Source organism: Chitinophaga skermanii (assembly GCF_003259335.1).
Lineage (GTDB): Bacteria > Bacteroidota > Bacteroidia > Chitinophagales > Chitinophagaceae > Chitinophaga > Chitinophaga skermanii.
On record NZ_QLLL01000002.1, the window covers coordinates 716,255 to 741,439 of the forward strand.

20 protein-coding genes are annotated in these 25,185 nt (G+C 41.1%); 5 read left to right on the forward strand and 15 right to left on the reverse strand.

All coding sequences use genetic code 11. The features are described 5' to 3' along the window. Positions 1 to 27: 27 nt before the first annotated feature. From LX64_RS07070 to LX64_RS07080, 3 genes are read right to left on the reverse strand one after another with little or no spacing between them, the layout of a single operon-like run. Complete coding sequence (locus LX64_RS07070; RefSeq protein ID WP_111596901.1) at positions 28 to 1,425, reverse strand: RagB/SusD family nutrient uptake outer membrane protein; 1,398 nt, start codon at positions 1,423 to 1,425, stop codon at positions 28 to 30. Between the two features lie 23 nt (positions 1,426 to 1,448). Continuing rightward, positions 1,449 to 5,009, reverse strand: a complete 3,561-nt coding sequence (locus tag LX64_RS07075) for a SusC/RagA family TonB-linked outer membrane protein (RefSeq protein ID WP_111596902.1) — start codon at positions 5,007 to 5,009, stop codon at positions 1,449 to 1,451. Between the two features lie 23 nt (positions 5,010 to 5,032). Next, positions 5,033 to 6,055 (reverse strand): FecR family protein, encoded by a 1,023-nt coding sequence (locus LX64_RS07080; RefSeq protein ID WP_111596903.1) that lies wholly within the window; start codon positions 6,053 to 6,055, stop codon positions 5,033 to 5,035. A 267-nt stretch (positions 6,056 to 6,322) separates the two neighbouring features. Between LX64_RS07080 and LX64_RS07085 the strand changes: the two genes are divergently transcribed. Then, on the forward strand, positions 6,323 to 6,949 hold the full coding sequence (locus tag LX64_RS07085; protein ID WP_111596904.1) for an RNA polymerase sigma factor: 627 nt from the start codon (positions 6,323 to 6,325) through the stop codon (positions 6,947 to 6,949). A 600-nt stretch (positions 6,950 to 7,549) separates the two neighbouring features. Here the strand turns inward: LX64_RS07085 and LX64_RS07095 are convergent. The 7 genes from LX64_RS07095 to LX64_RS07120 all read right to left on the reverse strand — a co-directional run bounded on the left by LX64_RS07095 (position 7,550) and on the right by LX64_RS07120 (position 13,347). Next, on the reverse strand, positions 7,550 to 8,380 hold the full coding sequence (locus LX64_RS07095) for an AraC family transcriptional regulator (protein WP_111596906.1): 831 nt from the start codon (positions 8,378 to 8,380) through the stop codon (positions 7,550 to 7,552). Between the two features lie 141 nt (positions 8,381 to 8,521). Continuing rightward, the gene (locus LX64_RS07100) at positions 8,522 to 9,331 is read right to left on the reverse strand and encodes an AraC family transcriptional regulator (protein ID WP_111596907.1); all 810 of its coding nucleotides are present in this window, start codon (positions 9,329 to 9,331) and stop codon (positions 8,522 to 8,524) included. A 2-nt stretch (positions 9,332 to 9,333) separates the two neighbouring features. After that, entirely contained in the window at positions 9,334 to 10,353 is a 1,020-nt protein-coding gene (locus tag LX64_RS07105; protein ID WP_111596908.1) for an SDR family NAD(P)-dependent oxidoreductase, read from the reverse strand. A gap of 84 nt (positions 10,354 to 10,437) precedes the next feature. Then, on the reverse strand, positions 10,438 to 11,205 hold the full coding sequence (locus tag LX64_RS07110; RefSeq protein WP_111596909.1) for a methyltransferase domain-containing protein: 768 nt from the start codon (positions 11,203 to 11,205) through the stop codon (positions 10,438 to 10,440). A gap of 50 nt (positions 11,206 to 11,255) precedes the next feature. Further along, complete coding sequence (locus tag LX64_RS26170; RefSeq protein WP_211324757.1) at positions 11,256 to 11,429, reverse strand: hypothetical protein; 174 nt, start codon at positions 11,427 to 11,429, stop codon at positions 11,256 to 11,258. Next, positions 11,386 to 11,580, reverse strand: coding sequence for a helix-turn-helix domain-containing protein (locus LX64_RS26475; RefSeq protein WP_394337178.1), 195 nt, complete (start codon positions 11,578 to 11,580; stop codon positions 11,386 to 11,388). The genes LX64_RS26170 and LX64_RS26475 overlap by 44 nt, the downstream gene beginning before the upstream one ends. 129 nt (positions 11,581 to 11,709) lie before the next feature. After that, positions 11,710 to 13,347: a carboxylesterase/lipase family protein gene (locus LX64_RS07120; protein ID WP_111596910.1), complete on the reverse strand. Its 1,638-nt coding sequence runs from the start codon at positions 13,345 to 13,347 to the stop codon at positions 11,710 to 11,712. An 83-nt stretch (positions 13,348 to 13,430) separates the two neighbouring features. On the opposite strand from LX64_RS07120, the gene LX64_RS07125 reads away from it, so the two are divergent. From LX64_RS07125 to LX64_RS07135, 3 genes are all read left to right on the forward strand, one after another. Then, positions 13,431 to 13,997, forward strand: coding sequence for a hypothetical protein (locus tag LX64_RS07125; RefSeq protein ID WP_111596911.1), 567 nt, complete (start codon positions 13,431 to 13,433; stop codon positions 13,995 to 13,997). A 141-nt stretch (positions 13,998 to 14,138) separates the two neighbouring features. Beyond that, a complete protein-coding gene (locus LX64_RS07130) occupies positions 14,139 to 15,566 on the forward strand; it encodes a S41 family peptidase (protein WP_111596912.1) in 1,428 nt (475 codons plus the stop codon). Between the two features lie 7 nt (positions 15,567 to 15,573). Beyond that, complete coding sequence (locus tag LX64_RS07135; protein ID WP_111596913.1) at positions 15,574 to 16,704, forward strand: transglutaminase-like domain-containing protein; 1,131 nt, start codon at positions 15,574 to 15,576, stop codon at positions 16,702 to 16,704. Positions 16,705 to 16,810: 106 nt separating this feature from the next. Here LX64_RS07135 and LX64_RS07140 read toward each other — a convergent pair whose 3' ends face one another. The 3 genes from LX64_RS07140 to LX64_RS07150 form a co-directional block, all read right to left on the reverse strand. Continuing rightward, on the reverse strand, positions 16,811 to 17,368 hold the full coding sequence (locus LX64_RS07140; protein ID WP_111596914.1) for a dihydrofolate reductase family protein: 558 nt from the start codon (positions 17,366 to 17,368) through the stop codon (positions 16,811 to 16,813). Positions 17,369 to 17,464: 96 nt separating this feature from the next. Beyond that, complete coding sequence (locus LX64_RS07145) at positions 17,465 to 18,436, reverse strand: aldo/keto reductase (protein WP_111596915.1); 972 nt, start codon at positions 18,434 to 18,436, stop codon at positions 17,465 to 17,467. A gap of 75 nt (positions 18,437 to 18,511) precedes the next feature. Then, positions 18,512 to 18,967: a VOC family protein gene (locus LX64_RS07150; RefSeq protein ID WP_111596916.1), complete on the reverse strand. Its 456-nt coding sequence runs from the start codon at positions 18,965 to 18,967 to the stop codon at positions 18,512 to 18,514. 181 nt (positions 18,968 to 19,148) lie between these two features. On the opposite strand from LX64_RS07150, the gene LX64_RS07155 reads away from it, so the two are divergent. Beyond that, positions 19,149 to 19,679, forward strand: coding sequence for a hypothetical protein (locus LX64_RS07155; protein WP_111596917.1), 531 nt, complete (start codon positions 19,149 to 19,151; stop codon positions 19,677 to 19,679). A 133-nt stretch (positions 19,680 to 19,812) separates the two neighbouring features. Here the strand turns inward: LX64_RS07155 and LX64_RS07160 are convergent, their stop codons facing one another. Both LX64_RS07160 and LX64_RS07165 read right to left on the reverse strand, forming a co-directional pair. Then, on the reverse strand, positions 19,813 to 21,531 hold the full coding sequence (locus LX64_RS07160; RefSeq protein ID WP_111596918.1) for a RagB/SusD family nutrient uptake outer membrane protein: 1,719 nt from the start codon (positions 21,529 to 21,531) through the stop codon (positions 19,813 to 19,815). Between the two features lie 23 nt (positions 21,532 to 21,554). Then, entirely contained in the window at positions 21,555 to 24,872 is a 3,318-nt protein-coding gene (locus LX64_RS07165; RefSeq protein ID WP_111596919.1) for a SusC/RagA family TonB-linked outer membrane protein, read from the reverse strand. Positions 24,873 to 25,185 lie beyond the last annotated feature (313 nt).

Below are 25,185 nucleotides of genomic sequence, written 5' to 3' on the forward strand. Positions count from 1 at the left end.
CAATAGTTGGCTTGATTATAGAAACGATTATTTCGAATTCTGGGTCAATTGGCCTTCACTGTAGTTTATAGCTACTTGTGAGAATGGTATAATCCAGATATGTGATTCGGGTGTAATTGAATAAATAGTTCCGTACTCGTTCTTTGTAAGCGTAGCTTTGTACACTGGGTCTACGTTAAAACGACGGTAGTCTAAGTATGGCAAACCTGTACCACGGTATTCATTACGCAATTCGCGTCGAATATTAGCAATTGCTTGTGCCTCTGTAGTAGCTGTTGATGGTGTAAAGAACTCGGTGATGATACGTTTTCTACGTACTTTATCTAGTTCTAACATAGCATCTGCAGGCTTACCTTCGCGGGCTAAACATTCAGCTTTGATGTAATACATTTCAGGCGTGCGAATACCACCAACGTTCGGATCATCCATTCTGCGGTACGACCAGATAGTTTCTGCTCCTACTTTACGTTTAGCAAAGTTGATTTTGAAACGCGCATCACCTGCATCATAGTAACTGCTGTCCGCTTCTTGCAAGAAACTGATATAGAAACCTTGCAATTGAGCAATAGACCCACCATAATTGAAAGTGTAATTCTCTGTATTTGTGAACTCGAATTTCCCAACGTTTATAGAAGGGGCAGTACTGTCTGCCACTTTCTTGTTATCATAATACAATTTCACCCAATCGTATAATGTATTATTACTTGCTAACGCCTTATCAGCAAAGCCTTTTGCATCGGTATAATTACGCATAAACATGTTAATGCGCGCTAATAATGCATAGGCAGTGCCTTTACCAGGAATGAAAGGAGAAGAAGCTACTTCTGGTAAATTCGGAATAGCCTCATTTAGATCTTTGATCATAAATTCGTACACTTCCTTAACCGTAGCTTGCTTCAATGTTTGTTCCATTTCATCTTTTGTATTGATGAGTACCCCTGGATCGGTTGCAGCTGTTGCTGCATCATATGTTTTAGCATATGAATTCACCAAGTAGAAGTACATCATGGCACGATTGGTTTTTGCTTGGGCAACCACAGCAGCTTTCTCTTCTGCAGTACCTGTCGTAGCTTCATGCATGTGGTTAATTACCACGTTATTGATGAAGATACCTTTATATGCACTCGTGTAACCATAGTCGGTTTGTAAAAAGGAAACACGGTCTTTATCTTCTTGCCAATTGTAATTAATGTTCGCAATCGTATTAGACGCTTGCGTGCTCAACATGAATTTAAATTCGTTCGAAACGTACACTTGGTTCGAATAATCAACCGTATGTGCATCTTTATGTTCCATTAAAGCTTTGAAATCAGCCAAAGTCTGCGGAATTTTTTGTCCGCGCGGAATGATTTCTAAGTACTTTTTACAACTTGTGGCACTCAACATCACAGCACCACATAACACCCATTGAAGTAATTTTTTCATAATAATGTCCTTTTCCGTAGTGATTAAAGTGTTAAGTTCAAACCGAAGTTATAAGTTGGCATTAATGGTAATGTTCTACCAGAACCAGAATAACCTGTAGACTCTGGATCAATACCTTGACCATTAAATGGAATGTAGAATAAGTTATCTGCTTGGAATCTTACACGTACATCATTTGCCTTGAGTTTATTCACCCATTTCTTCGGTAAGTTGTATGTTAAGCTGATGTTTCTTGCTTTAATATAAGATGCATCTGCAATCGCGTAATCACTATACAACCAATAACCGTTTCTCCAGTTGTTACCTGTTTTATCAAAGTCCCATACCAGTCTTGGAATATTTGTTGTTAATTCATCACCCGGTTTAGCCCATGCATTGTTGATACCTTTTAAGAATGTACCTGTTGGGAATGAACCATTTAAGTATGGTACTTCTGTACGCATAACATGGCCCGCATTGTATACCAACATCATAGAGAAGGTTAAACCTTTATAGCTAAGGTTGTTGATGATTGCACCACTATATACCGGCGTATAAGTACCCATGTAATGTGCAACACCTGGTGCTGTTACATTCGCTGTAGTTGGTTTACCATCTAATCCAATGATTTGTGGTTCACCTTTGTCGGTCAAACCTGCATAATAATAACCATATAATGCATTGTAAGGATCGCCTACAACAATTGTTTTGTTCACGTTATTAACTAACTCAGAGGCTGCTTTAGCTGGGTTATCGATACGTGTAACAGTGTTCTTATTGTAAGAACTGTTCAATACGATATCCCATGTGAAATCTTTCGTTCTTACTACCTGTCCACGAATACTTAATTCAATACCCTTGTTTCTCATAGCACCATTATTCGTGTAAGCTGTATTGAAACCAAGTGCAGGGTTCACAGACATATAAGCTAACAAGTCGTCACTTTTCTTATCATAAAACTCCACAGAACCACTCAACCTATTGCGCAAGGTTGCAAAATCGAAACCGATGTTAGATGTAGCTGTTCTTTCCCAGCGTAAGTTCGGGTTAGCTGGGCTGCCAATTGAACCACCCATGTTACCAGTCAATCCATTTACACCATAGCTAGCTACCAAATAAGGAGCTGCGTTCTTAGCTACGTTACCGTTCACACCGTAAGAAGCACGCACTTTCAACATATCCAACCACTCGATATCTTTCATAAAGTCTTCCTTACTCAACATCCAACCGGCACCAACTGACCATAAAGGACGGTATTGGTAGCTTGGATTTGTACCGAATAAGTTTGATAAATCGAAACGCATACTACCACTTAACATGTATTTATCGTTGTAAGTGTAACCAGCGTTACCATAATATGAAATGAAACGGTTAATTCTTTCACTGAAGGAAGTCATGGTACCAGCTCCAATTGAACCACGTACGCCGTTCAAACCAACTATACCTTGCGATAAAGTTTGCGTGTTAATAGGCATGTATGACATGGTTAATGGATCATAACCAAATACCGCTGAATAATCACGGTTTGTTTTCACCTCTCTAGCTTCAAAACCTAAAATACCGGTGAGTTCGTGTTTATTATTGAAGTTTTTATTTACGTTCAATTGGTTACGGAAGGTATAACCGCGTGTTTGGTTATTGTTAGTACGGAAGCTATTACCGACTGGCAAATTCCATACAACAGCACCCGTAGTAGGGTTCAAAGAAGTAAATGAGTTCAATAGATGACGCATCGCATACGACTCTACATTTACCAATTGTTCACCTTTACTGTTATTACGCTCGTATTGGAACATCGACTCGGCCGTTAACCAAGAAGTGATACGAGCATTAATTTTACCATACATACGTGTTTGCAAACCTCTAATAGTTGCTAAGTTGTATGACATTTCCTTTTCAGGATTTCTATACAAATCGAACAAACCATATTTAGGGTAGTTCGTACGATCGTTCAAGGAACGGTTCCAACGTAAGTTACCCATGTTACCATTTTCATCGATGATCGATTCGAATGGCAATTGCGCGTTAATATAATCCGTTGCACTAACACCATCAGGACCAGGCGATTTCTCATCTTGGTAGCTCATGAACGCGCCAACTTCTGCTTTCAACCATTTGTTAACGGTTACAGCATTACGGATATTTAAGTTCAATGACTTAGCATTATCGTTTGTGCTATACGCTTGGTCGTTTCTGAAAGTAGCAGAGAACATAAAGTTGTTATACGCCGTAGCATTACCAATAGATAAGTTGAACTGTTGGTTTTGCTTAGGACGCATTAAACGATCCATAATTTGGTCATTATACACGTTCTGGCCACGCATTACATTTAATTGTTGATCAGCTTGTTCGCGTGTAATTTTACCTTCGCCTACTTGGAATAAAAGATCCATTGCAGGGTTTACGATCGCACCTTCACGGTAAGTAGCAATTGCACCAGCCGGGTTAGCTTTGATCAAAGTATTATTATCGTACCAGCTAGTTAATACATCGATGTATTCGCTAGAGTTGGTCCTTTTTAAATAGTCGAGGTCGTATTTAGGTGTAACAGCATAATCTGCACTGAAAGAGATTTGAGTTTTACCCACTTTCGCTTTCTTCGTAGTGATAACGATTACACCGTTTGCAGCTCTAGCACCATATATGGAAGCAGCTGCTGCATCTTTCAATACCGTGATATTCTCAATGTCTTCCGGGTTAATATTCGGAATAGCATCTACGAATGTACCGTTCAAGTTATAGTAAGAGTTTTCTACCGGGAAACCATCAATTACATACAAAGGTGTTTTAGTAGCGTTGAATGAACTAATACCACGTACATTGATATCTCCTTTGTACGATGTAACACCAGGTAAGTTACCTTCCAATACTTGTGCTAAGCTCGATACACGACGCTTTTCTAAGTCTTTAGACGTTACAGTAGAGAAAGCACCAGTCACACGTTCTTTCGTTAAAGTTTGGTAACCAGTAACAACTACTTCATTTAACAAACGGCTTTTCATAGTAATCGTCATCATATCCGATTCTCCTAATAAAACACGTGTGCGTTCCATACCTGTGTAGTTAAATACAAGCGCAGTAGTGGTTGCAGGAACAGTAATCGTATAAGTACCCATGTTATTCGTAGTAGCAAAAGCTTTACCGCCTTCTACTTGGATAACTACACCTGGTAATGCGTTACGACTTTCATCGTACACAACACCACGGATTGTACGGGTATTTTCTTGTTGGTTGGTTTCTGATGCCGCATTAGGAGAAGTGAGGGTACTGTTTACAACTTCATTCTTCTTACGTGCAACAATCGTGTAATGATTTTTGTCTACATACAAAAACAGTAAATCGTTTGGATATAAAATGCTCTTTAAAACGTCCTCTACAGGTTTTGTTTTAACTGCATTTACATCCACTGCCGTTGTTTTGTTGGCGATGAGCACGCCTTCATACATAAAAGTAGTGCCATAAACTTTACTTACCTGGTCGAGTGCTTCTTTTAAAGGCACTGCTTTACCCGCGCTTTTCTTTTGAGCGCTAGCAAATGAACAGGTGAAAAGCAGTACGCATAGGTACAGTAAGCCCCTTAGGCTTTGCCTTGTGCAATTCCTCATTGATCTTGGTTTTAAAATACTCGTTAATACCCTACCTGGCCATTGTTCATAAAGACCAGTGTGTCGTTGTTTCTGCGGATGGTTACATTTAGTATTGTAGATAATTCAAACAATACGTTGTTCACGTTTTTAAGCGATAATGTTCCATCGATGGTTCTGTCGGCAATGGATGAGTCTTGCAAAACGACGGTAAAACCGTACATGTCGTGCAACGTCTCAATTATATTTTTAACGGTGGTTTGTTTGAGTTGCATTTTTTGGTCGCGCCAAGCGAGTGCTACATTCTTATCGGTAGGCACTTTTACGAGTACGAGGTTCTCTGTATTGTAACGCGCCATTTCATTAGGGGCGAGGATAACGGGCTGTTTATCCTTCCCAGTTACACGCACTTTCCCCGATTCTAGGAATACTTCGGTGAGGTTGCGACGGTTTTTAACGTTGAAGATGGTACCTAGTACTTCTACACGTAAGTTGCCGGCATGCACCGTAAAGGGAGCAGCAGCATAGTTGTAGCCAGGCTTCACGCAGAAAAGTGCTTCCCCTTTCAAGTACACTTCGCGGTTATCGCTATTCCATTCGCCGTAGGTTAGTTCGGAATACGAATTAAGCAATACGGTGGTGGAATCGGGCAATGTTACCAGTAATTGCTTACCATACTCGGTAGCAAAACGTTGTTCTTTAGCCGGTTTTAGGAGGAACCAAGTGCCTACAGCCAATAGAGGTGCGATAACGGCAGCAGCATACCACCAGCGCTTACGGCTGTTGATGCGTGGCATATCGTTATATACCAATTGTTGTTGTAATGCTTGTTGGATGTTATCCCAAGTAGCCGACTTAACAGCGGAGGGTACAGGAATACGTTCTAATTGGTAAATGCATAACAAAAGTTCGCGGGCTTGTTGCATAGCCGCTAGGTTAGGTGGCGATTGCTGCTGCCATTGCTCCCAAAAAGCATTATCGGCAGGTTTCGCATCACGCACCCACGCTAAGAAGTTCGCATCTTCTAAGAAATCGTCTTTTGTGTATAGTTGATAGTTCCTTTCCAATTACAATAGTTCCATTATATCCACAATCTGCCGTCATAGGAAGTAACCATTTTTCTCCCCCGTGCATATATAGAACACAAGGAATTTGCAAAACACCCCACTTTTTTTGACTTTTTTTAAAAATATTTTTGATATATTTTTAATCTGGTTGTTAACATTAGGTTATAACTTAAGAAAGATTTTATATTTAAAAATCCTTATGCAAAAACAGGTATAAGGGTGCGACTCTACTTTTTTTTGTAATTTTAAACCGTAGAAGTTGGTTACATGGACAGTTCATCTACGCCCGACAGTACACTCTGGGCGCATCTTTTAGGGGGAGATTCAAATGCATTTGCTACGATTTATGATCGGTATTTCGACCGCTTGTACGAGTATGCCATGCGCTTACATCCCGAGGAAGATGTTGTAAAAGATGTATTGCAAGAATTATTTATTAAGCTGTGGACCAACCGCGATAACTTAAGTACAACTGTAGATGTACGCCCCTATTTATTTGTTTCTTTACGGGGCACCTTGTATAACCGCCTCCGCCCAAGAAGGAATGTTACCGTGGTTTCCTTAGACCAAGACGAGCATGACTTCATAGCACACTTCTCCTCTTCTTCCGAACAAAACCTTATTAACCGCGAGCAAGACCAAGCACAACAGCAAAAATTACTGCAAGCCCTTAACCAGCTCAATCCTAGGCAGAAGGAAATGATCTACTTACGGTATTTCGAAGAGTTGGATTATGAACAAATCGCAGATGTATTAAATATTTCTGTGAAGGGTGCATATAAGCTCTCGGCCCGGGCCTTAAAAAATCTCCGGGATATTTTAGGCGTTTCTACCGGGGTGCTCATTGTTATGTTGGCAGCTTACAAACCTTTGCTGAAAACATGTGCCGTCTAAAACACGGGTAACAAATTCACAATAAGACATATATATATTTTAGGTTGCGAAACATTTTTACAATTTTTCGTCCACCGGGGCATTTACATTTGCCCTGCCCATGGGTAAATGCCCATGGTAAAAATGAATTCGAATCATGCATATCTACAGGTTTGATCACTCGCTTCTCCTTCCGCCGATAAGCTTTCAATATCACACCTTGCCTCGCATTCATTTTTTATCACAAAAGAACAACGTCATTTCTTCATAGCGTTACCACTTCACCTAACAGCGCTTTTCTACAAAAAAATTGCCATCCTCTACATCGTTATCATGTAAAAGGATGGCAATTCATTATTGCTATTATTTAACTAAGCTGCTATGGGCAACCGTTTCATTTCCTACAAAACGAAACACGTAAAATTCTATTGTATCAATAAAACCTTTGGGGAAAAATTATGACAATAACATTCACATGATCTTACGTAGAAAAACCTTTGCTACTGCCGGATTTGTAATAACTACCGGCCAAATGTAGAGTTGGCAGAGGTTACAAAACAATTAAGGTGGTGCAAAGGTAGAACCCCTAACATGATAAAAATAGTAAAAATGTTACCATTTTTATAAATATAACCAACTTACCTCCCCTGCCGGGTCAAATGATATTTGCTGAAAGAAGGCTTTCGGCGTTTTACCTGTTAGTTGTTTAAAGTCTTTAATAAAGTGCGATTGGTCGAAGAAGTTTAGATCGTACGACAAATGTGTTAACCTTTCATGCTGCTTACCTTGTAAGCGCTTACCCAATGCTTCGCGGAAACGGTGGATTTTTCGGAACTCAGAAGGCGACTTGCCAATATGTATATCAAAATGTTTATTGATCGTTTTACGGCTCATTTTATACTTTTCTACCAACCATGCCACACTCACTTGTTCATCACTAGAAGAAAGATCATCCACCATCTTACCTAAAAAAGGATGGTAAAAGGATTTTAATTTCGATAACCAGTAACGTTCCAATAGCTCAATTTTACGATGCACATCTTTTTCCTGCAACACTTCTTCCATTGCTTGGAGATAGCCTGGGTAAGGCTCAAATGTTGTAAAATGTGGGCCGGTATAGTCGGCTAAATCATGCTCTAAGAAAGCGTTCAAGCCCAACGGTTTAAAGTATATCGTGGCTTCATTAATTCTTCCCCGGCATTCGATATGTAACGGGCGGTAGTAATGGCAAATTAAAGTCGACATTACACCGCGTGCCTCATCGTATTCATACACTTCCTTACCATCTACTTGCGATAGTTTTCCATGTAACGAAACCGACAAAATGCTTTCATTCCGGGGGAAGGTTAAGTAATTAGTTTGTACAGCAGGGTCGCTTTCCGTGAGAAAGTAGTAGCCCGATATGTAACGCTTCAGTGTCTTGTTTAATGGTTTGAAGAATTGAATGTCCATTCCACGTAGTTTAACAAATGCTTTTAATGGAAACTTTGTACTAAAACGACATTTTTTTTCGCAACGTTTATTTCCCTGCCAATATATTTTTTCCAGCCCTCTGCATGCGGCCGTGGGTATTGCGTTTGAAGATAATAAAAATTATGCGGAATGTAGTTTTGTGGGGGCGTACCCAAATTTCTTTTTAAAGGCAAATGAGAAGTGTGACAGGTCTTCAAAACCCACTTCCATGAATACATCCGTAGGCTTTTGCTGCTTTTCGGCCAAGTAGTAATGTGCAAGCTCCAATCTTCTTTCCATGATCCATCGTTGCGGCGTGGTTTGAAAGGTTTTCTTGAAGTCGCGGTTGAAGGTTGATAAGCTACGACCGGTTAGGTATCCGAATTTCTCCATAGGCATATTAAACATATAGTTCTTCTCCATGAAATCAATCAAATCCACTTTACCGGGTTCATCAAAATTGGCCAACAGGTGATCGATACTGGGGTCAATTTCCCGCAAAATGCTAATCGCTTCCGTAATCTTCAACGATGCAATGTTGGCCGGGAAAGTACCAGCAACATCAAAATAAGGTACTACCGATGCCAGGCAGCTTTCTAATAAAGGATGTTGATGGAAGTGATAGATCTTACGTTCCGGCCGCAATTTTACCCTCAGCTCGATATGTTGGTAGAATTGTTTCAAACGCTCTACTGATAAGTGCATGACTACCGTTTTATGAGGTAGGCCATCGCTGGGGTAATTAATGACTGTAGCCAGTAGATTCCGGGGAATGAGGAATATATCGCCAGCTTTGAAATGGAACGTTGCACCAGGCTGAATAATCTTCGTTCTCCCGGAAATAAACCACACGAGCATATGGTCGTCGAACATCAAATCCGATTTGAAAAGCTTGTCTTCGTAGCAAGACAACTTAATTTCCTGCGTGAGATATTTCGAAACGTGTTCCATTGTTATAAAGATACGAATTGAAAACCCAATACACGTTCACTCCATTCCCATAGGCGTTTAGCACTATTTTCGTTCAAAGAATATGGCTGCACCCCGCGAATCGTAGCAGGCTCATCAAACTTATGTTCAATTTGTCCTAAATCCAATTCCGCCACATCAGCATCTTCACAATACACCCCACCAATATGATTCAATAGGGGGCTTGTGGCGCACCAAACCGTAGTAGCAGCACCTTGGTCGAGTGTTTTGAGGCGGGCAGCCACTTCGGGCTTAATCACCCCGTTTGTATCGTGTGTGCCCATTTGGATGAATAAGTCGATAGGCTCTTCCCGGCCAAGCTCGGTACCTAGTACTGAACCAGGATGCAAAACATAAGCACGCACGTTAGAAGCCTGCGCGCGGCGGTCGAGTTCGACAGTGAATAGGTTTAAAGCGGTTTTTGATTGGCCATAGCCTGTAAGCGTAAAGTAATCGCGCTGTTCGAAGTTAAGGTCGTTAAAATCGATATCTGCCATTTGGTGGCCATAAGAAGATACATTCACCACCCTTGCTCCGTTAGCAGCCTTTAAAGCGGGGAATAAGCGGGCGGTGAGTTGAAATGCACCGAGGTAATTGGTGGCGAGTTGTGATTCGATACCTTTCGAATTCTTTCGTAATGGTACCCACATAATCCCAGCATTGTTAATGAGCAAATGTAATGGCCTATTCGACGCGAGGAAATGTGCTGCAAAAGCATCTACAGAAGCCGGTTCCATTAAATCCAATGCCGCAAATTCTACATTCGGAACATCTGCCAAGTTTCTCTTTGCCTTCTCTGTATCCCGGGCCGCTACAATTACATGCGCACCGGCCGACACCAACGTTTTCACGGTTTCCAAGCCAATACCGGCATTACCACCTGTAACAATCGCTAGTGTATTATGTAGTTGAATGTTTTGGATAACATCCCATGTAGTACTGGATGCTGAAAAGCCTGAGCCCAAAGGGTGTTGCAAGGCGCCATTGTAGTTAGTTTGTATCATGATTATTAAGTTTTGTGATACAAAGCTAGTAACAAGGTTTTAGGGCGACTTTGCTGTGGCTGTCAAATTACTTTGTTGGGAACGTCAGGCTTTCCGTCCATATAACAAAACCCTTTTGAACGCATAAATCGCCGGCAACTTTGTAAAATAAGCGGCAATACGGGCTTTATACACCTTTGTAAACTCTTCTTGCTGTGCTGTATTCAACCTTTCCATATAGGGTACCAATGCCGAGCCCGAAATGAAGTTATAGAGTGTATCATGATCGTTGGCGATAATGGGATATACCTTGGTCATGATTTGCATTTGCTCTAATCCATGTTCGAACATCATTTGTGCATAAGCATCCATCGACAACACGGGTGAAATACGCTGCCATCCATTAAGATAACCACGGAATGGTTCTTCATTCACCAGTTCTAAGAGTAATTTATTGAGGATATTCTCGTTTTGTACAGGCATTTGCACGGCGAACTGTGCGCCTTTATTGAGGAGGTGCAGCAAATTGGGGAACAATGTAGTATGATCGTCGGACCATTGTAATGCAGCATTACTAAAGATCAAATCCCAACGCTTCCCGCTAGCTATTAGATCTTCTGTGGTACCCAGTTCAAAATGTAATCGATCGTTCTCCAAAGTCGCCGATTTCTGCAACATTTCAGGTGAAGAATCTACGCCTGTGAAATAGGCATTCGGCAACTGTTCCGTTAGAATAGCGGTTTGTTCACCCGTGCCACAACCGATATCAATTGCTTGCATGTTTTCTTCTGCTTGAATTAGTGAGGCTAAGTCGAAGAATGGTTTAAAACGTACATCTTTGAATTGATTATATACTTCTGGGTTCCAAGGCATGATTTCAATTTTTGCGGGTAAAGAATTGTATAACAAAACTACGCCGTAAATTATTTCAAACCCAAACTTTCCTGCAGGTCAGTCCATGTACCACCGTTGTAAACGTGTTTAAATCCTTTCTCCTTGAGGATATGTAATTGCGATAAACCCTTGGTAAGGGTGGTTTCGATAAAACCGTTTTTAAAGGTGGGCTTTAGCAATTCGTTGATGATGGCAATACTCATCTTTATTTTTGAAGTGATAATAAAAAGCCCCCTTTGTAACCTGGGTAGTGGCTAGGATATCATCGATGCTCGTGGTTTGAAAACCTTTCACATAGATGAGCTCGAATGCTTTTTGGAGCATATTTAACCTAGTGGCGGCTGCTTTGTTCATGAAGAAGAATCATTGTATCATACTACATAGGAACAGTATTTTTCGATAAGGTAATTTTACTTGTCATACACTTACTAAAAAAGCCTGCAGAACAGTATGCAGGCTTTTTTAGCAAGTGTATGATTTGAATTACTTGTTATAAATGCTATCTAGCAATTCATAACGCGCATTTGTTTGATCTACTTTTTGTGCCGACTTTACATTAATATCCATGAATACGGGCAACTTGGGATCTTTGATCGCATCCCAATTAGGCAATTTTGCACCATTAGGATTCCCCTTCTTCACGAAGTTGGCAAAATAGTTCAGCATTGTTTCCGATACCTTATAATCATCCGGCGTCCAAGCATACACATCGTTCAAAGGCAAATTACCCAATGCATATTCGATTTCTGAAGCATGCGATGCTCCTTCGAATTTCGGCGGTTCGGGTTTCTTGTTAGGATCGCCTTTTACTACGCCTCCTGCTAAACCCGGTTGCGCATTGCCCATTTTGGCCGTCATTGCCGGGCGTACGCGGGAGAATAAATAACGGAATACAGGTTGTTCGCTATTTCTTGCATGTAAGTCGGCCCACTTCCATGTACTGTAAGAAATGAAGCGGTCGCTTGCCAATGCTGTAGCATTCTCTAATATTTCTTGTTCGTTATTACCTGGGTATACTTTTAATATGGCTTCGTATTCTTTCGGGAATTGTTCTTTTACAGCGGCTGCGTAATTTTCCGGTGTTGGGGTTTTACCACGGAGTAAAGCCATGTAAGGGATTTCGGCACTGTTCCAACCTACTAATAATGGTATATTGGCTTGCTCTTTTGCATTGAATATTTCTACCAACGACTTTGGCAATAAATACCCATCGATAGTAGCCGACATAGGTGGGTTGCCTGGTTTGAACGCCAAATCAAGTAATTTCTCAGCCGGGATAGCGCGCAATTCAGCTAAGGTCTTAGCGCCTACAATTTCGCCGAATTTCACCCCGTTTTTCTCTCCATCTGCTAATGGAATAGGTACCAAGGTAGGATTAATAGCTGCACCACTTTCTCCAATGGCGCCTGCAATTAATCCTTTTGCTAACGGTGAAGCCATTTGAACAGATACAGATATAGATCCTGCCGATTCGCCGGCAATGGTTACCTTATTAGGATCGCCGCCAAAAGCTGCAATATTGGCTTTTACCCATTGTAAAGCCGCGGTTTGATCTAAATAGCCGTAATTACTTGAAGAATGGTGGGCAGATTCTTTTGTTAATTCGGGATGAGCAAAAAACCCAAACACGCCCAATCTATAGTTAATCGTTACCGATACAATGCCTTTGGCTGCCATTGCCTCGCCATCATAACGAGGTTCCGATCCATCTCCGGCCATTAAACCACCCCCGTAGAAATATACCAGTACAGGTAATTTCTCATTACTCGATGAGGCAGGTGTCCAAACGTTCAAGTATAAGCAATCTTCACTCATACCATTGGCTCTAAAACCCATGTCGCCGAATATTGGCTTTTGCATGGCTTTGGGTCCGAACGTATCGGCTTTTCGAACGCCTTCCCAGTTGGCGGCTGGTTGTGGTTCTTTCCAGCGTAAATCGCCTACCGGTGGTGCGGCAAATGGAATACCTTTAAATGTAGTGACCTTTGTTTTTGCTGTGTAGGTACCTTCTACGATACCGTTTTGCGTGCGCACTTGGTTTTGCGAAAATTTGGATTGTGCACTGAGTTCCATACTAACGAGGCTACAAAAAGCCCAAAAAAGATGCTGTACTGTTTTCATGTATAGTGGAATTGTGTTTAATTTTTATGAATGGGAAGAGGAAATCTCGCTTTTATTTGTACTTTCAACTTCCATTTTACTGTATGTCTACACCTAGCTATCACACTTATTACGCTGATTTTGCAGCTTTTTTGCATCAACAAAATTTGCCGCATATCGCTAGTATTCACAACGCCACCATCACCTTTCCCGCGAAGAAAAACGCTTTGTGGAAAACTCGTTTGATGGTTGCCTTGATGATCCTATTTCCACTTGGGTTAACGGTTGCCGACTTTATCACCCGCAATATTCCTAACGAAAACTACCTTTTCCTCGTCATTTTTGAATATTTATTGTGGCGCGAGTATCAACGTTTACAACGTTCCTACTTTGTGATTACCATCGATGTAGAGAAAAAATTCATCTCCTTCATCCGCCCACAACCTATTCAACCTTTAGACAAAGAAACAGCCAATATCATACACTTCGAGAATATTCAATCCGTACAAGTCGCTACCAAAAAGAAACCTTGGGGCGATACCGCCTACCGGGTAGAAATCTTCGGCACGGCACCTAAACCACTCGGAACCATCTATCTCGACGATGAACCTTACTCCGAAGCACTAGCCAAACACGTATTAAACATCATTCAAACGAATATCGAAAGTTAAGGCTTTATTCCCGGCAATTAGGTTTAGTGAGTGTTAATTTCTGTTATGGAATTACAGGTTCATATTTTTTTATCTTGATGTGCAACTTATTGCTGCGTCGATCGTCTTTATGATAAATTATCTAAACCTGCTAGTTTGCTTATGAAAAAAATCCTCCTCGCATTTATTGCCCTATTGCCGTTAACTGCTTTCGCGCAAGATAAATGCGCATGTGAAAACAATTTCGCATGGTTAAAAGAAACGTTCGAGAAAAATGATGCCGGCTTTGAATATGGTCTTTCTTTAAAAGGAAAAGATGCCTATGAAGTGCTCGTAAAACAACTCTCCGAAGAAGCTAAAAAAACAACCGACATTAAAGTTTGTGCAGAACTTTTGCGCAGCTATTTGAAGTTTTTCAGAAAAGGTCACTGGTCAATTGATGAATACCAAAACCAAGCACCTAAACAAATTACCTCGGTGAATACTACCGACTGGCCTACGGTAAGCCTCTCTGAAACAGAGCTGAAAAAGAAAATCGATCAGCTGAAAAAACCGTCTATTGAAGGTATCTGGTATACCGCTCCTTACACCATTGGCGTAGTGAAAGAAGGTCATAACTATACCGGCTATGTATTAGATGCCCCTGGTTCTATTTGGAAAAAAGGGCAAGTGAAATTTTCTTTTTCCGACGATCCTAATTCCGACGATGGTACATGGTACATGGGCAACTACAGTGAAACCAAGTTCAGCACCGTTAACATGTTAACCGACAATTACTTGGAAATAGGTAATTTCAAATTAAAACGCGTATACCCCGTTTTACCCGCCGATCCTTCAGACCGCGAAATCAGTTGGCTAACAGAACAATATCCCTTCTTAGCAAAAGTAAATGCTAACACGGTATACCTCCGCATCCCATCATTCAACGATTCCTATAAACGTCAAATCGACTCTGTTTTACGGGTGAATGATAAAACCATCAAAGCTGCCAAAAACATGATTATCGATGTACGTGATAACGGTGGCGGTAGCGATGCTTCTTACGATCAAATCATCCCGTATTTATATACCAACCCTATGCGACATATCAGTGTAGAATTCCTTTCTACCCCGCTTAACAACAGCCGCATGGACGATATTATCAAGAATCCAAATTTCGATCCAAAAGACATAGCATATTATAAAAAATTCAAGGAGAAACTAGACGCTAATATCGGTAAATTCGTTCCTTTGAATAATCCAACGTACACAGAAACGATGGATATAATATTGCCAAATCCAGCGAATGTTGCCATCATTATCAACGAAAATTGTGGCAGTACTACAGAACAGTTTTTACTTGCCGCTAAACAAAGTAAGAAAGTAAAACTCTATGGTACTACAACAATAGGTGTGCTCGATATTAGCAACATGTACCATGTGCCATTTCCTTGTGAACAACTCGGCTTAGGATACGCTTTATCAAAAAGCTACCGCATCCCAGGTATGGCCTTAGATGGAAAAGGTATTCAGCCCGATTTCTATATCGATCCAAGTATTCCATCTACCGGGTGGATACAATACGTAGAATCTATTCTTAACGCCAAATAAACGCCCTATGCGCAACAAAATTCTATTGGCTACGCTCACCATATGCAGCAGCTACGCCACTTTTGCTCAAAGCAAGTTACCTGTGATGCATGCAACAAATGTTTCTGTAGCGATTCAAGAAGATAACGGTCCTGTTCAAAATAACAGGTGGACAATTGTTCCTACGGAGAAGCTGGATGTTATGACAACCTCCGCGAAAACCATTGCATTCATCACCGATAAAGAAAAGAAAGTTTTTACAGTTGATAGGAAATCGCCTACCAACTTTTACATTTTGCTGAACGGCAAAGACTCTTGCCTTACGCAAATTAAGTACGCACCTTCCCGTAAAGACATTCTACTGGGCGGTAAAAACTTCAATACAGCCGATAAACGTGAAACGCCTGCGTTCACCTATCAACCCGCTTCCAATGAAAGGTTGCAATATATTCGTAAGCTGTACAACCTGGACTCCATCGCGGGAACCGGTACTGCGCAATCGAAAATGATTCACTTAATGACTTGGGTGCATAACCTCATTCGCCACGATGGGAATAGCGATAATCCCAACCCTCGTAATGCTGAAGCCATTATCAATGTTTGCAAAAAAGAAAACCGCGGCGTGAACTGCCGCATGCTAGCTACCGTATTAAACGAATGCTACTTAGCCATTGGCTTGAAATCGCGCTATGTAACCTGTATGCCCAAAGAACTCCAATTCGACGATTGCCATGTAATTAACATGGTATACGATGAAGAAACCAATAAGTGGGTTTGGATGGACCCTACCAACAACGCTTACGTGATGAACGAGAAAGGTGAATTGTTAGGTATCCGCGAAGTACGCGAGCGCCTCATCAATAACCAACCGTTGATCTTGAACCCAGATGCTAACTGGAACAGGAAACAAACTGCCACGGTTGATAGCTACTTAAAACAGTACATGACGAAGAACTTGTACCGCCTCGAAAGTCCTGCTAGCAGTGAAGTAGACTTCGAAACTTGGGCAAAAGGTAAAGAAGTAACATTCATTCAACTATTGCCGCTCGATGCCCTCAATCAAACACCACAAAAAAGCAGTAAAACATACGAGAAAACAGGCACAACGTTTCATAATTACGTAACCAACAATCCAGATGTTTTCTTCGCTAAACCATAATAGAAAAAGTCCTCTCAGCAATGGGAGGACTTTTTTTTATGTAACCATCTTTTGTTGCTTCGATTGCCCCGCCGTTGCTACGCTCACTTGTACGGTATCACTTCGTTCATCTAACGGGCTCATAATTCAATAGCAAAGCCCCATTCTTCATCACTTGTGAATTGATCAACCTTAATGGTAATGTTCGCTGAATATTCTCAAATAACGAGGTACCAGCTGAAATTACAACAGGATCTACCATAATTTGAAAACCATCCATCAACCCATGCGAAGCAAATAGCGACACAATTGAACCACTTCCTAGGATCGTCATGTTTTTTGTGGCGGTTTTCTTTAATGCAGCTACTTGCGCTACAATATCATCCGAAACAACACGTGTGTTTTGCCAATCGGCCTTCTTCAAATCGTTAGAGAAAACTATTTTCGCTGCTTCATTCATTCCCTTAGCAACAGCAGGCATGGCTTGCTCGGCTTGTGGCGTTGGCCAAAAGCTGTACATCATATCATACGTTTTACGGCCAAACAACAACATGTTATTCGCTTGTAAAGAACGTTCTGATAACGCGGCACCTTCAGCATCGTGCTGGTGCCAACTAATATCGTTGTGTAAATCTTTGTAAAACCCGTTCAGTGTAATGAACGTAAAAGAAGTGAGGGTTGCCATGGTGTAAATATTTTAGTTGTAAATACCTCGATACCACACCTTGCAAAAACCACGGGAAAGAGCGTGCAACACAAACCCTTTCCCGGGTATATCATGTTATTGCGACCAGCCTGTAGGCGTACGATCCCAACGGTGTGATTTGAGTTGTTGTAATAATGCAGGCGTTAAACCTTTACCATCACTAACGGCCATATTAGCATTCACGTTTCTCAATTTGCGCATACCTGGAATAGTAGTTGAAATATCCGGGTGACTAATAATGAAACGAAGTGCCATTTCCGGCATGCTCATACCTTCGGGCAACAATGGCCTTAAGGCATCGGCATGTTCTACACTTGAATGCAAATTCTCTGGTACGAAATACGTAGAACGCCAGTCGTTCGCTGGGAAGGTAGTTTCTTTTGTAAATGTACCTGTTAAAGTGCCTTCATCGAATGGTACACGGGCAATTACACCAATATTCAATTCTTTACAAAGTGGTAACAATTGATCTTCAGGCGCTTGGTCGAAGATGTTGTAAATAACTTGTACACTGTCGATTAGCCCAGTACGCAAAGTATCCAAGCAATTGTTCGGTTCCCAGCGGTTCACGCTTACACCGAAAGCTTTCACTTTACCTTGTTGCTGTAATTGGGTAACCGCTTCTTTCCACTCGTCTTGTTGTGCCCAGCTATCTTCCCACACGTGGAATTGCTGTAAATCGATGCACTCTACCCCGAGATTCTTCAAGCTTTTCTCGGTATACTCGATGATGTATTCTTTCGGGAATACTTCGTTCAACGAATATTCCGGCTTTGACGGCCATTTGCGGTTCTTTGGTGGTACTTTTGTGGCTACATAAAGCTTTTTATCACCGTGGCGGCGCATCGTTTTGTTGAGAATTTCTTCACTCAAACCATCGCCGTAAGCCCAAGCGGTATCAAAGAAATTGCATCCCAATTCGATGGAACGATCCAGCGCTTGGTTGATTTCGTTTTCTTCCGAACCCGTCCAACCTGCCATGCCCCACATGCCGTAGCCAATTTCGCTGATCTTCCAGCCGGTTCTGCCAAATATCCTGTATTCCATGATGTGTGTACTGATTTATGTGTTGTAAAACAGCATTAAATATACATCATACAATCGATTGCTTACATGAAATATTTATGCTTGGTTGTAGGCATCTTCCAAGTCTTTGATGATGATTTTTTTCATCTTCATCATGGCTTGCATTACGGCATTTGCTTTCTGCTTATTGGGATCGCGCATAAGCTTTGTGAGGGTGCGGGGTACAATTTGCCAGGAGAGGCCGAATTTATCTTCCAACCAGCCGCATTGGGATTCTTTACCACCATTGGCTGTTAATTTATCCCAATACTCATCCACCTCCTCTTGTGTATCCAGCTCTACCATGAAAGAAATTGCCGGGTTGAATTTGAAAGTACCATCTGCGTTCAATGCAATAAAGTTCTGTCCTTGCAAGGTAAACTCGGCATAAAAGAATGCCCCACCCATTTGCTGCACTTCTTTTACGGAGGCAGATCGAAAGGTGCTCACATAAAAATTGACAGCCTCTTCGGCCTGCCCATTGAACCATAAGAATGGTGTGATCGTTTGCATGGTAAACTATTTAGGGTGTGTAGAATCAACGTTTGATAGCACAAACTTATGTAAACTTAACGGGTTGGGATAAGCTGTTTGCGTCAAATAAGGGATGAATCCCGACAATATTAGCAACATATCATACCTCAATATGTTCGTACCTTCGTAGCCACGTACCATTCCATAAACAAGCATTCATATGCAAACTTTTTTAGCTGTTTTATTATCTATACATAGTGGCGAAGACAAAGCTCCCGTCTTCAAATCACCTATTTCCATTACACAACCCGTACAGCAATACGACCCGTATTTCCTCCAACCTGCTGATGCCGAAAACATTCTAGGGCAAAAAGTTGATTTAAAAGAGTACTCCAAGCGCGACAAATCCAAAACCGTCACCTTCAAATGTGCTTATGCTGCCACTACCATCGACAGCACCACCGGCAAACAAGCCAACCTCTTCTACATGCTCATTCAACATGCTACGGTAGAAGCAGCCGAAAAATCCCATACCAGCGAATACAACAGCAATAAAAGATTACCCGGTATGCGGAAAGTGGCCGGCCTTGGCGATGAAGCGTTCGAACAAACCGACCGCGAAAACTTCTATTTCTTCGAAGTACGCAAACAACACACCATCATTCGTATCAAAATCAATAAACTCACCAGTAAAACCAATATTGCTGCCCTCGAAGGTGTGGTAAGAAAGTTACTGGCGAATGCCAACTAAATATACCTTATACAAAAAAGCCTTCTCTACCATGCTAGAGAAGGCTTTTTTATGCCTATTCTGTATAACAAAACAAAGGCCGCCCTTTTACGGACGGCCTTTACCTTAAAAGCTAAAAATACACGAGCTTATTCTAATTCTGCGATAACGCTCCTTTACTTCTATCAATTTGCGGTTGCGGAATTGGATAGTAAGTGTTTTTCTCAGTAAATACTAAGTTTTTGTAAGAAGATAAGTAAGTACCCTCGAATGCAGAGTATGCTTCAAGTGTAGCTTTAGCTTCACCCCAACGTACTAAATCGTACCAGCGGTGACCTTCTAACGCTAATTCAAGTCTTCTTTCGAAGTGAATTGCTTTCAATGTAGTTGCTTTATCTGTCCAAGCAGTAGTGTACTGGCTAACTAAGTAGTTAGCTGCTGGTGTACCACCTACTTGTTTAGCAGGTAAGTTAGCAGCACGTTGACGGATTTTATTTACCAAAGTTCTTGCACCTTCATAGTTGTTTGCTTCAGCTTCACACTCAGCAGCCATTAAGTAAACGTCTGCTAAACGGATGATGTTAACGTTCAAACCAGTTACGTAGTTAGCACCTGCTACTGATTGAGTACCAAATTGAGCAGCTTCGATCATGTGCTTAACACCTACGAACGGACCAGCATATGCGGGGTCACGAATCCAAGAATCACCGGCCATTGGACCCCAATCACGGTATGGTACGCTTCTTCTACCAACTGTATAGTCTAAACGAGGATCTACACGAGATGTTTTATCTAACACGTAAGCAGCTTTTTGAGCAGCAGTCAAACCGAAGTCAGACAAGATCACTGGCGCATTACGGTAAGTGTTATCCAAGTATGGTAAACCTGCAGCTGTAGTTTTGTAAGCGTTTACTAAGTCGATAGTAGGTTGGAAGAAACCGCAGCAGCTCACTGGAGCGTTACCGTATAAACCACCTAACATGTCACCAACGTTAGCGTTATCACCACTACCATCAGGGTTGATAGCGTGTTGTACAGCGAAGATTGATTCTGGACCGTTTTCTTTCGTTACATCGAAGTTATCTAAGAAGTTCAAAGTAGTAATGTCAGGACGAGCAGCCATTACAGTTTTGAAGTGTGTCAATGCTGGACCGTATTGTTTATTGTATAACAATACTTTACCTAAGTATGCAGTAGCAGCGATTTTATCAACACGACCAACTTCACCTTTAGGTTTAGTAGCTGGAAGGTTTGCAACAGCAGTAGTTAAATCAGCAATGATCATAGGATATACGTCCTTGTCATTTTTAGTAGTAGCTGCTACAGATGTTGGTGTATTTTCATCGATGTACGGAACATTTTTGAACAAACGAACTAAGAAGAAATAGTAGTGAGCGCGTAACATTTTAGCTTCACCTTCGATTTCTTTAGCGCGTGTATCGCTGAATTTGTTACCGCTACCTGCTTGTACAGCAGCTAACAAGCGCAATGTGTTGTTTACACGAAGGATACCTTCGTAGCATCTTGACCACATTACATCTGCGTTATCGTTAACAGCAGTAGCTTGGTATAATTCAATTTGGTTCATGTTCGGCTGGTCACCAGAGTTAGAACCTTTGTGGGCGTTATCAGACGCTACTTCACCGTATAACCATTGGCTAGGGGCAGAAGAATAGTTACCCCATGTACCACTTAAGTTACCGTTTAATAGGCCATACGCACCAATCAATGCACCTTCAACACCATCGGTGTTTTGTAATTGTGAAGGAGCAAGCTCGCCTTGCGGCGTTTTTTCCAAGAAACTCTCCTTACAAGCTCCCATTACGGAAGATGCTAGAACAGCGGATAATATAATTCGATTAATCTTTTTCATTCTTAAATACTTTTAAAGCTAGACTAGAAATTTGCACTAAGACCTACGAGATATTGTCTGCCCACAGGGTAGATACCGAAGTCAACACCCAATGCAGAGTATGCACTGTTTGTTTGGCTCACCTCTGGATCTAAACCAGTGTATTTAGTAATTGTGAACAAGTTAGTAGCAGAACCGTACACTCTTAAACCTTTAATGTAGTTGCCTAACATTTTAGTTTTGAATGTGTAACCGATTTGAATGTTTTTCATTCTGAAATAGCTACCGTCTTGTACATAGTAATCATTAGAAGCTAACTCCATGTTACCAGCACCTCTGTAAGGAGAAGGAATGTTGCTGTTAGGGTTAGTTGTTGGATTCCAAGCATTCAACAAACGTTTAGAAGCTGTACCGTCGAATGTACCGAAGTCAGTATAGTAACGAGTTGCTTCGTAGATTTTGTTGCCTTGAGAACCGTTAAAGAATGCAGATACATCCCAGTTTTTGTAACGTGCATTCAAGCTGAATGAATACAAGAAATCAGGATGTGGTGAACCCAAGATAGTACGATCTGCATCAGTGATTTGACCATCACCGCTTACATCAACATATCTTAAACCACCCACTCTCGCACCAGCATAAGATGGGCCTTTCGTGATGTCGTCTTGGCTTTTGTATAAACCATTAGTTTTGTAACCGTAGAACGCACCAAAAGGTTGACCTGTTTTCAAGATAGATGTTTGTAAGCTACGGAAGTCACCATAGATTACGTTATCAACACCATCACTCAATTTAACGATCTTGTTAATGTTGCGAGAGAAGTTACCAACGATATCGAATTGGAAGTCTTTGTTAGAAGTTTGACCGTAGTGGTAGCCCAATGTGAACTCAAAACCTTTGTTGCTCATATCACCAACGTTAACAGCTGGAGAAGAACCCATACCTACTGCAGCATTTGGCAAAGGTAAAGTGAACAACATGTCAGATGTTTTACGGTTGTACCAGTCAAACGAACCATCGAATGCACCATTCAACAAGGTGAAATCAAGACCAATGTTGAGTGATTTCAATTGTTCCCATTTGATATCTGGGTTATCGTAAGCATTTTGCCATACACCTGTTTGAACACCAGTGATTGGGTAAGCAGATTCAGCAATACTAGATCTGAAACGTTTCAAATATTGGTAAGCAGCAATACGTTGGTTACCGGTGATACCATAACCAGCACGTAATTTCAAGTCATTAACAGTTTCGTTACCTTTCAAGAAATCTTCCTCAGAAATACGCCATGCACCACTTACAGCAGGGAATGTACCGTATTTGTTAGTAGGACCGAAGTTTGAAGAACCATCACGACGTACAGTTACGCTTAACAAGTATTTGCTAGAGTAGTTGTAATCGATACGGCCGAAGTAAGAGAACAATGAACCTACGTTACCAGTAGAACTGTTACCGATGTTGGTAGAACCAGCATTCAAGTAGTAGTAATCCATGTTACCTAATAAGAAGTAGGTATTACGGTTACCGTTTAATTGACGGTTACGGTTATCGATCGCTTCAGTACCCACTAATACGTTGATATCGTGTTTACCGAAAGATTTTTTGTAGTTCAATGTGTTAGTCCAAGTCCAGTCTCTGTTAATACCTTGGTATTCGCTCATACCGTTAGCATTAGAACCTTCAGAGAACTCTAAGTTTGGATAAGTGAAGCTAACGCCACTGTAGTTTTCGAAACGTACACCAATGTTTGTTTTCAAGTTCAAACCTTTGATGATTTCCGCGTCAACGTAAGCGTTACCGAAGAAGAAGTTACGTTTGTTAACGTTGTCTTTGTTACGGTATAACATAGCAACAGGGTTTTGGGCGTTACCCAATTTATCACCTCTTGAACCTGCGAAGTTACCGTTGATGTCGTATACAGGGATGATAGTTGGCATACGGTATGCGAAACCGAATGTAGAACCTTCACCTTGATAGTCACCAGATACGTTAGGGTTTACACCTTGACCGTAGAATTGTTCGAAGCTGTATTGGAAGTTTTCACCGATTTTCACTTTGTTATTTAACACAGTGAATTCTGAGTTAGAACGAACATTGTAACGCTCGTAACCGGTGTGTTTCACGATACCTTTTTGGTTGAAGTAACCACTTGATAAAGAGTAACGAGAACCTTCACCACCACCAGAGATACCGATTTGGTAGTTCTGCATTGGAGCTGCGTCTGTCATTTCATCAAACCAGTTTGTACCAGCTTTGTTAGCTTTTGTGATTTGGTAGAAAGTAGCAGCATCGCGGCTGTAGTTGTATTTGCTAGGATCAGCATCAGCAGCAGTAATTTTTTGACCGGTTGCTGTACCTGCTAACAAGTACTCAGGTAAGGTTGGTGAAGTACCGTAACCATAGTTAGAACCAGTGGTTTCGTCTGTACCAGGTGTTTTACCTGCGTTGATATATGATTGCCATAAGAAGTTAGAGTATTCTGTTGGCGTCATAAATTCTGGGAACCTGCTTTTTTGAGCTCTTTGTGTACCGTAGTACATATCCAAAGTTACTCTTGGAGCCGAGTTCATTACACCTTTTTTAGTGGTAACGATCACAACACCGTTGTTCGCACGGGCACCATAGATAGATGCAGAAGATGCATCTTTCAATACCTGCATGCTTTCGATATCGGATTGGCTTAACCAGCTCAATTTACCTTCATAAGGAACCCCATCCACAACGTATAAAGGATCGTTGTTGTTGATCGTAGAATAACCACGAATACGGATTTGCGGTGTAGCACCAGGAGCACCATCAGAGATAACTTGAACACCCGTAGCCTTACCTTGGAGCGCTTCTACAGGGCTCGCAGCAGGTTGAGCTTTCAAGGATTTCATGTTTACAACGGCAACAGAACCGGTTAAATCCTTCACTTTTTGCGAAGAATAACCAGTTACTACCACTTCTTCAAGTGTGCTTTTTGATCCCGTTAATGTAACACTGTATACTGTTTTGCCGGCTTCTACTGTAATTTCTTGCTTGGTAAAACCAATGCTAGAAATCATCAATACATCACCAGCTTTCGCTTTAATAGAGAATGAACCATCAACACCAGTTACCATACCTCTGCTTGTACCTTTTACTTGTACAGCAGCACCAATTACCGGGTTCTTGTCTTCGTCAAGAACTTTACCGGTTACTGTAACTTCTTGAAAGTTTACCAATTCAACACGCAGTGGTAAACTCTTATTTTCCAAGACAGATCTTCCTTCAAGCGTATTCGCTTTTGAAAGAGAGATGGAAGTGAGGACAACCATTGTATGCATAAAGGTTACCCTTATTGCCGTTTTGACAACAGCAATATTTCGCTCTTTTTTCATATTCTAAAGAGTTAGGTTCTTAAAAAATGTTATTGGAATTTTAATAAATCTCCCTTGCTAGGGACGGTCTTAGGGAAACCCAGCAATACCCCCATATTGCCGAGTATCATTTGTGTTTTTTTGTGGCTAAGTTTCTTTTTTGATCATAACGCAGAATTTTTATAGATGAAGCTTAATATATTTCTATGCTTTAAATAAGGTGTGTATCAATATTATCTATATCAAATAATTTAAGTGATGAATAATATGATGTACTATGTCCTATTGAAAATTTTAGATAATACAAGGCCTTATCACCAACTGTGATGCCGGT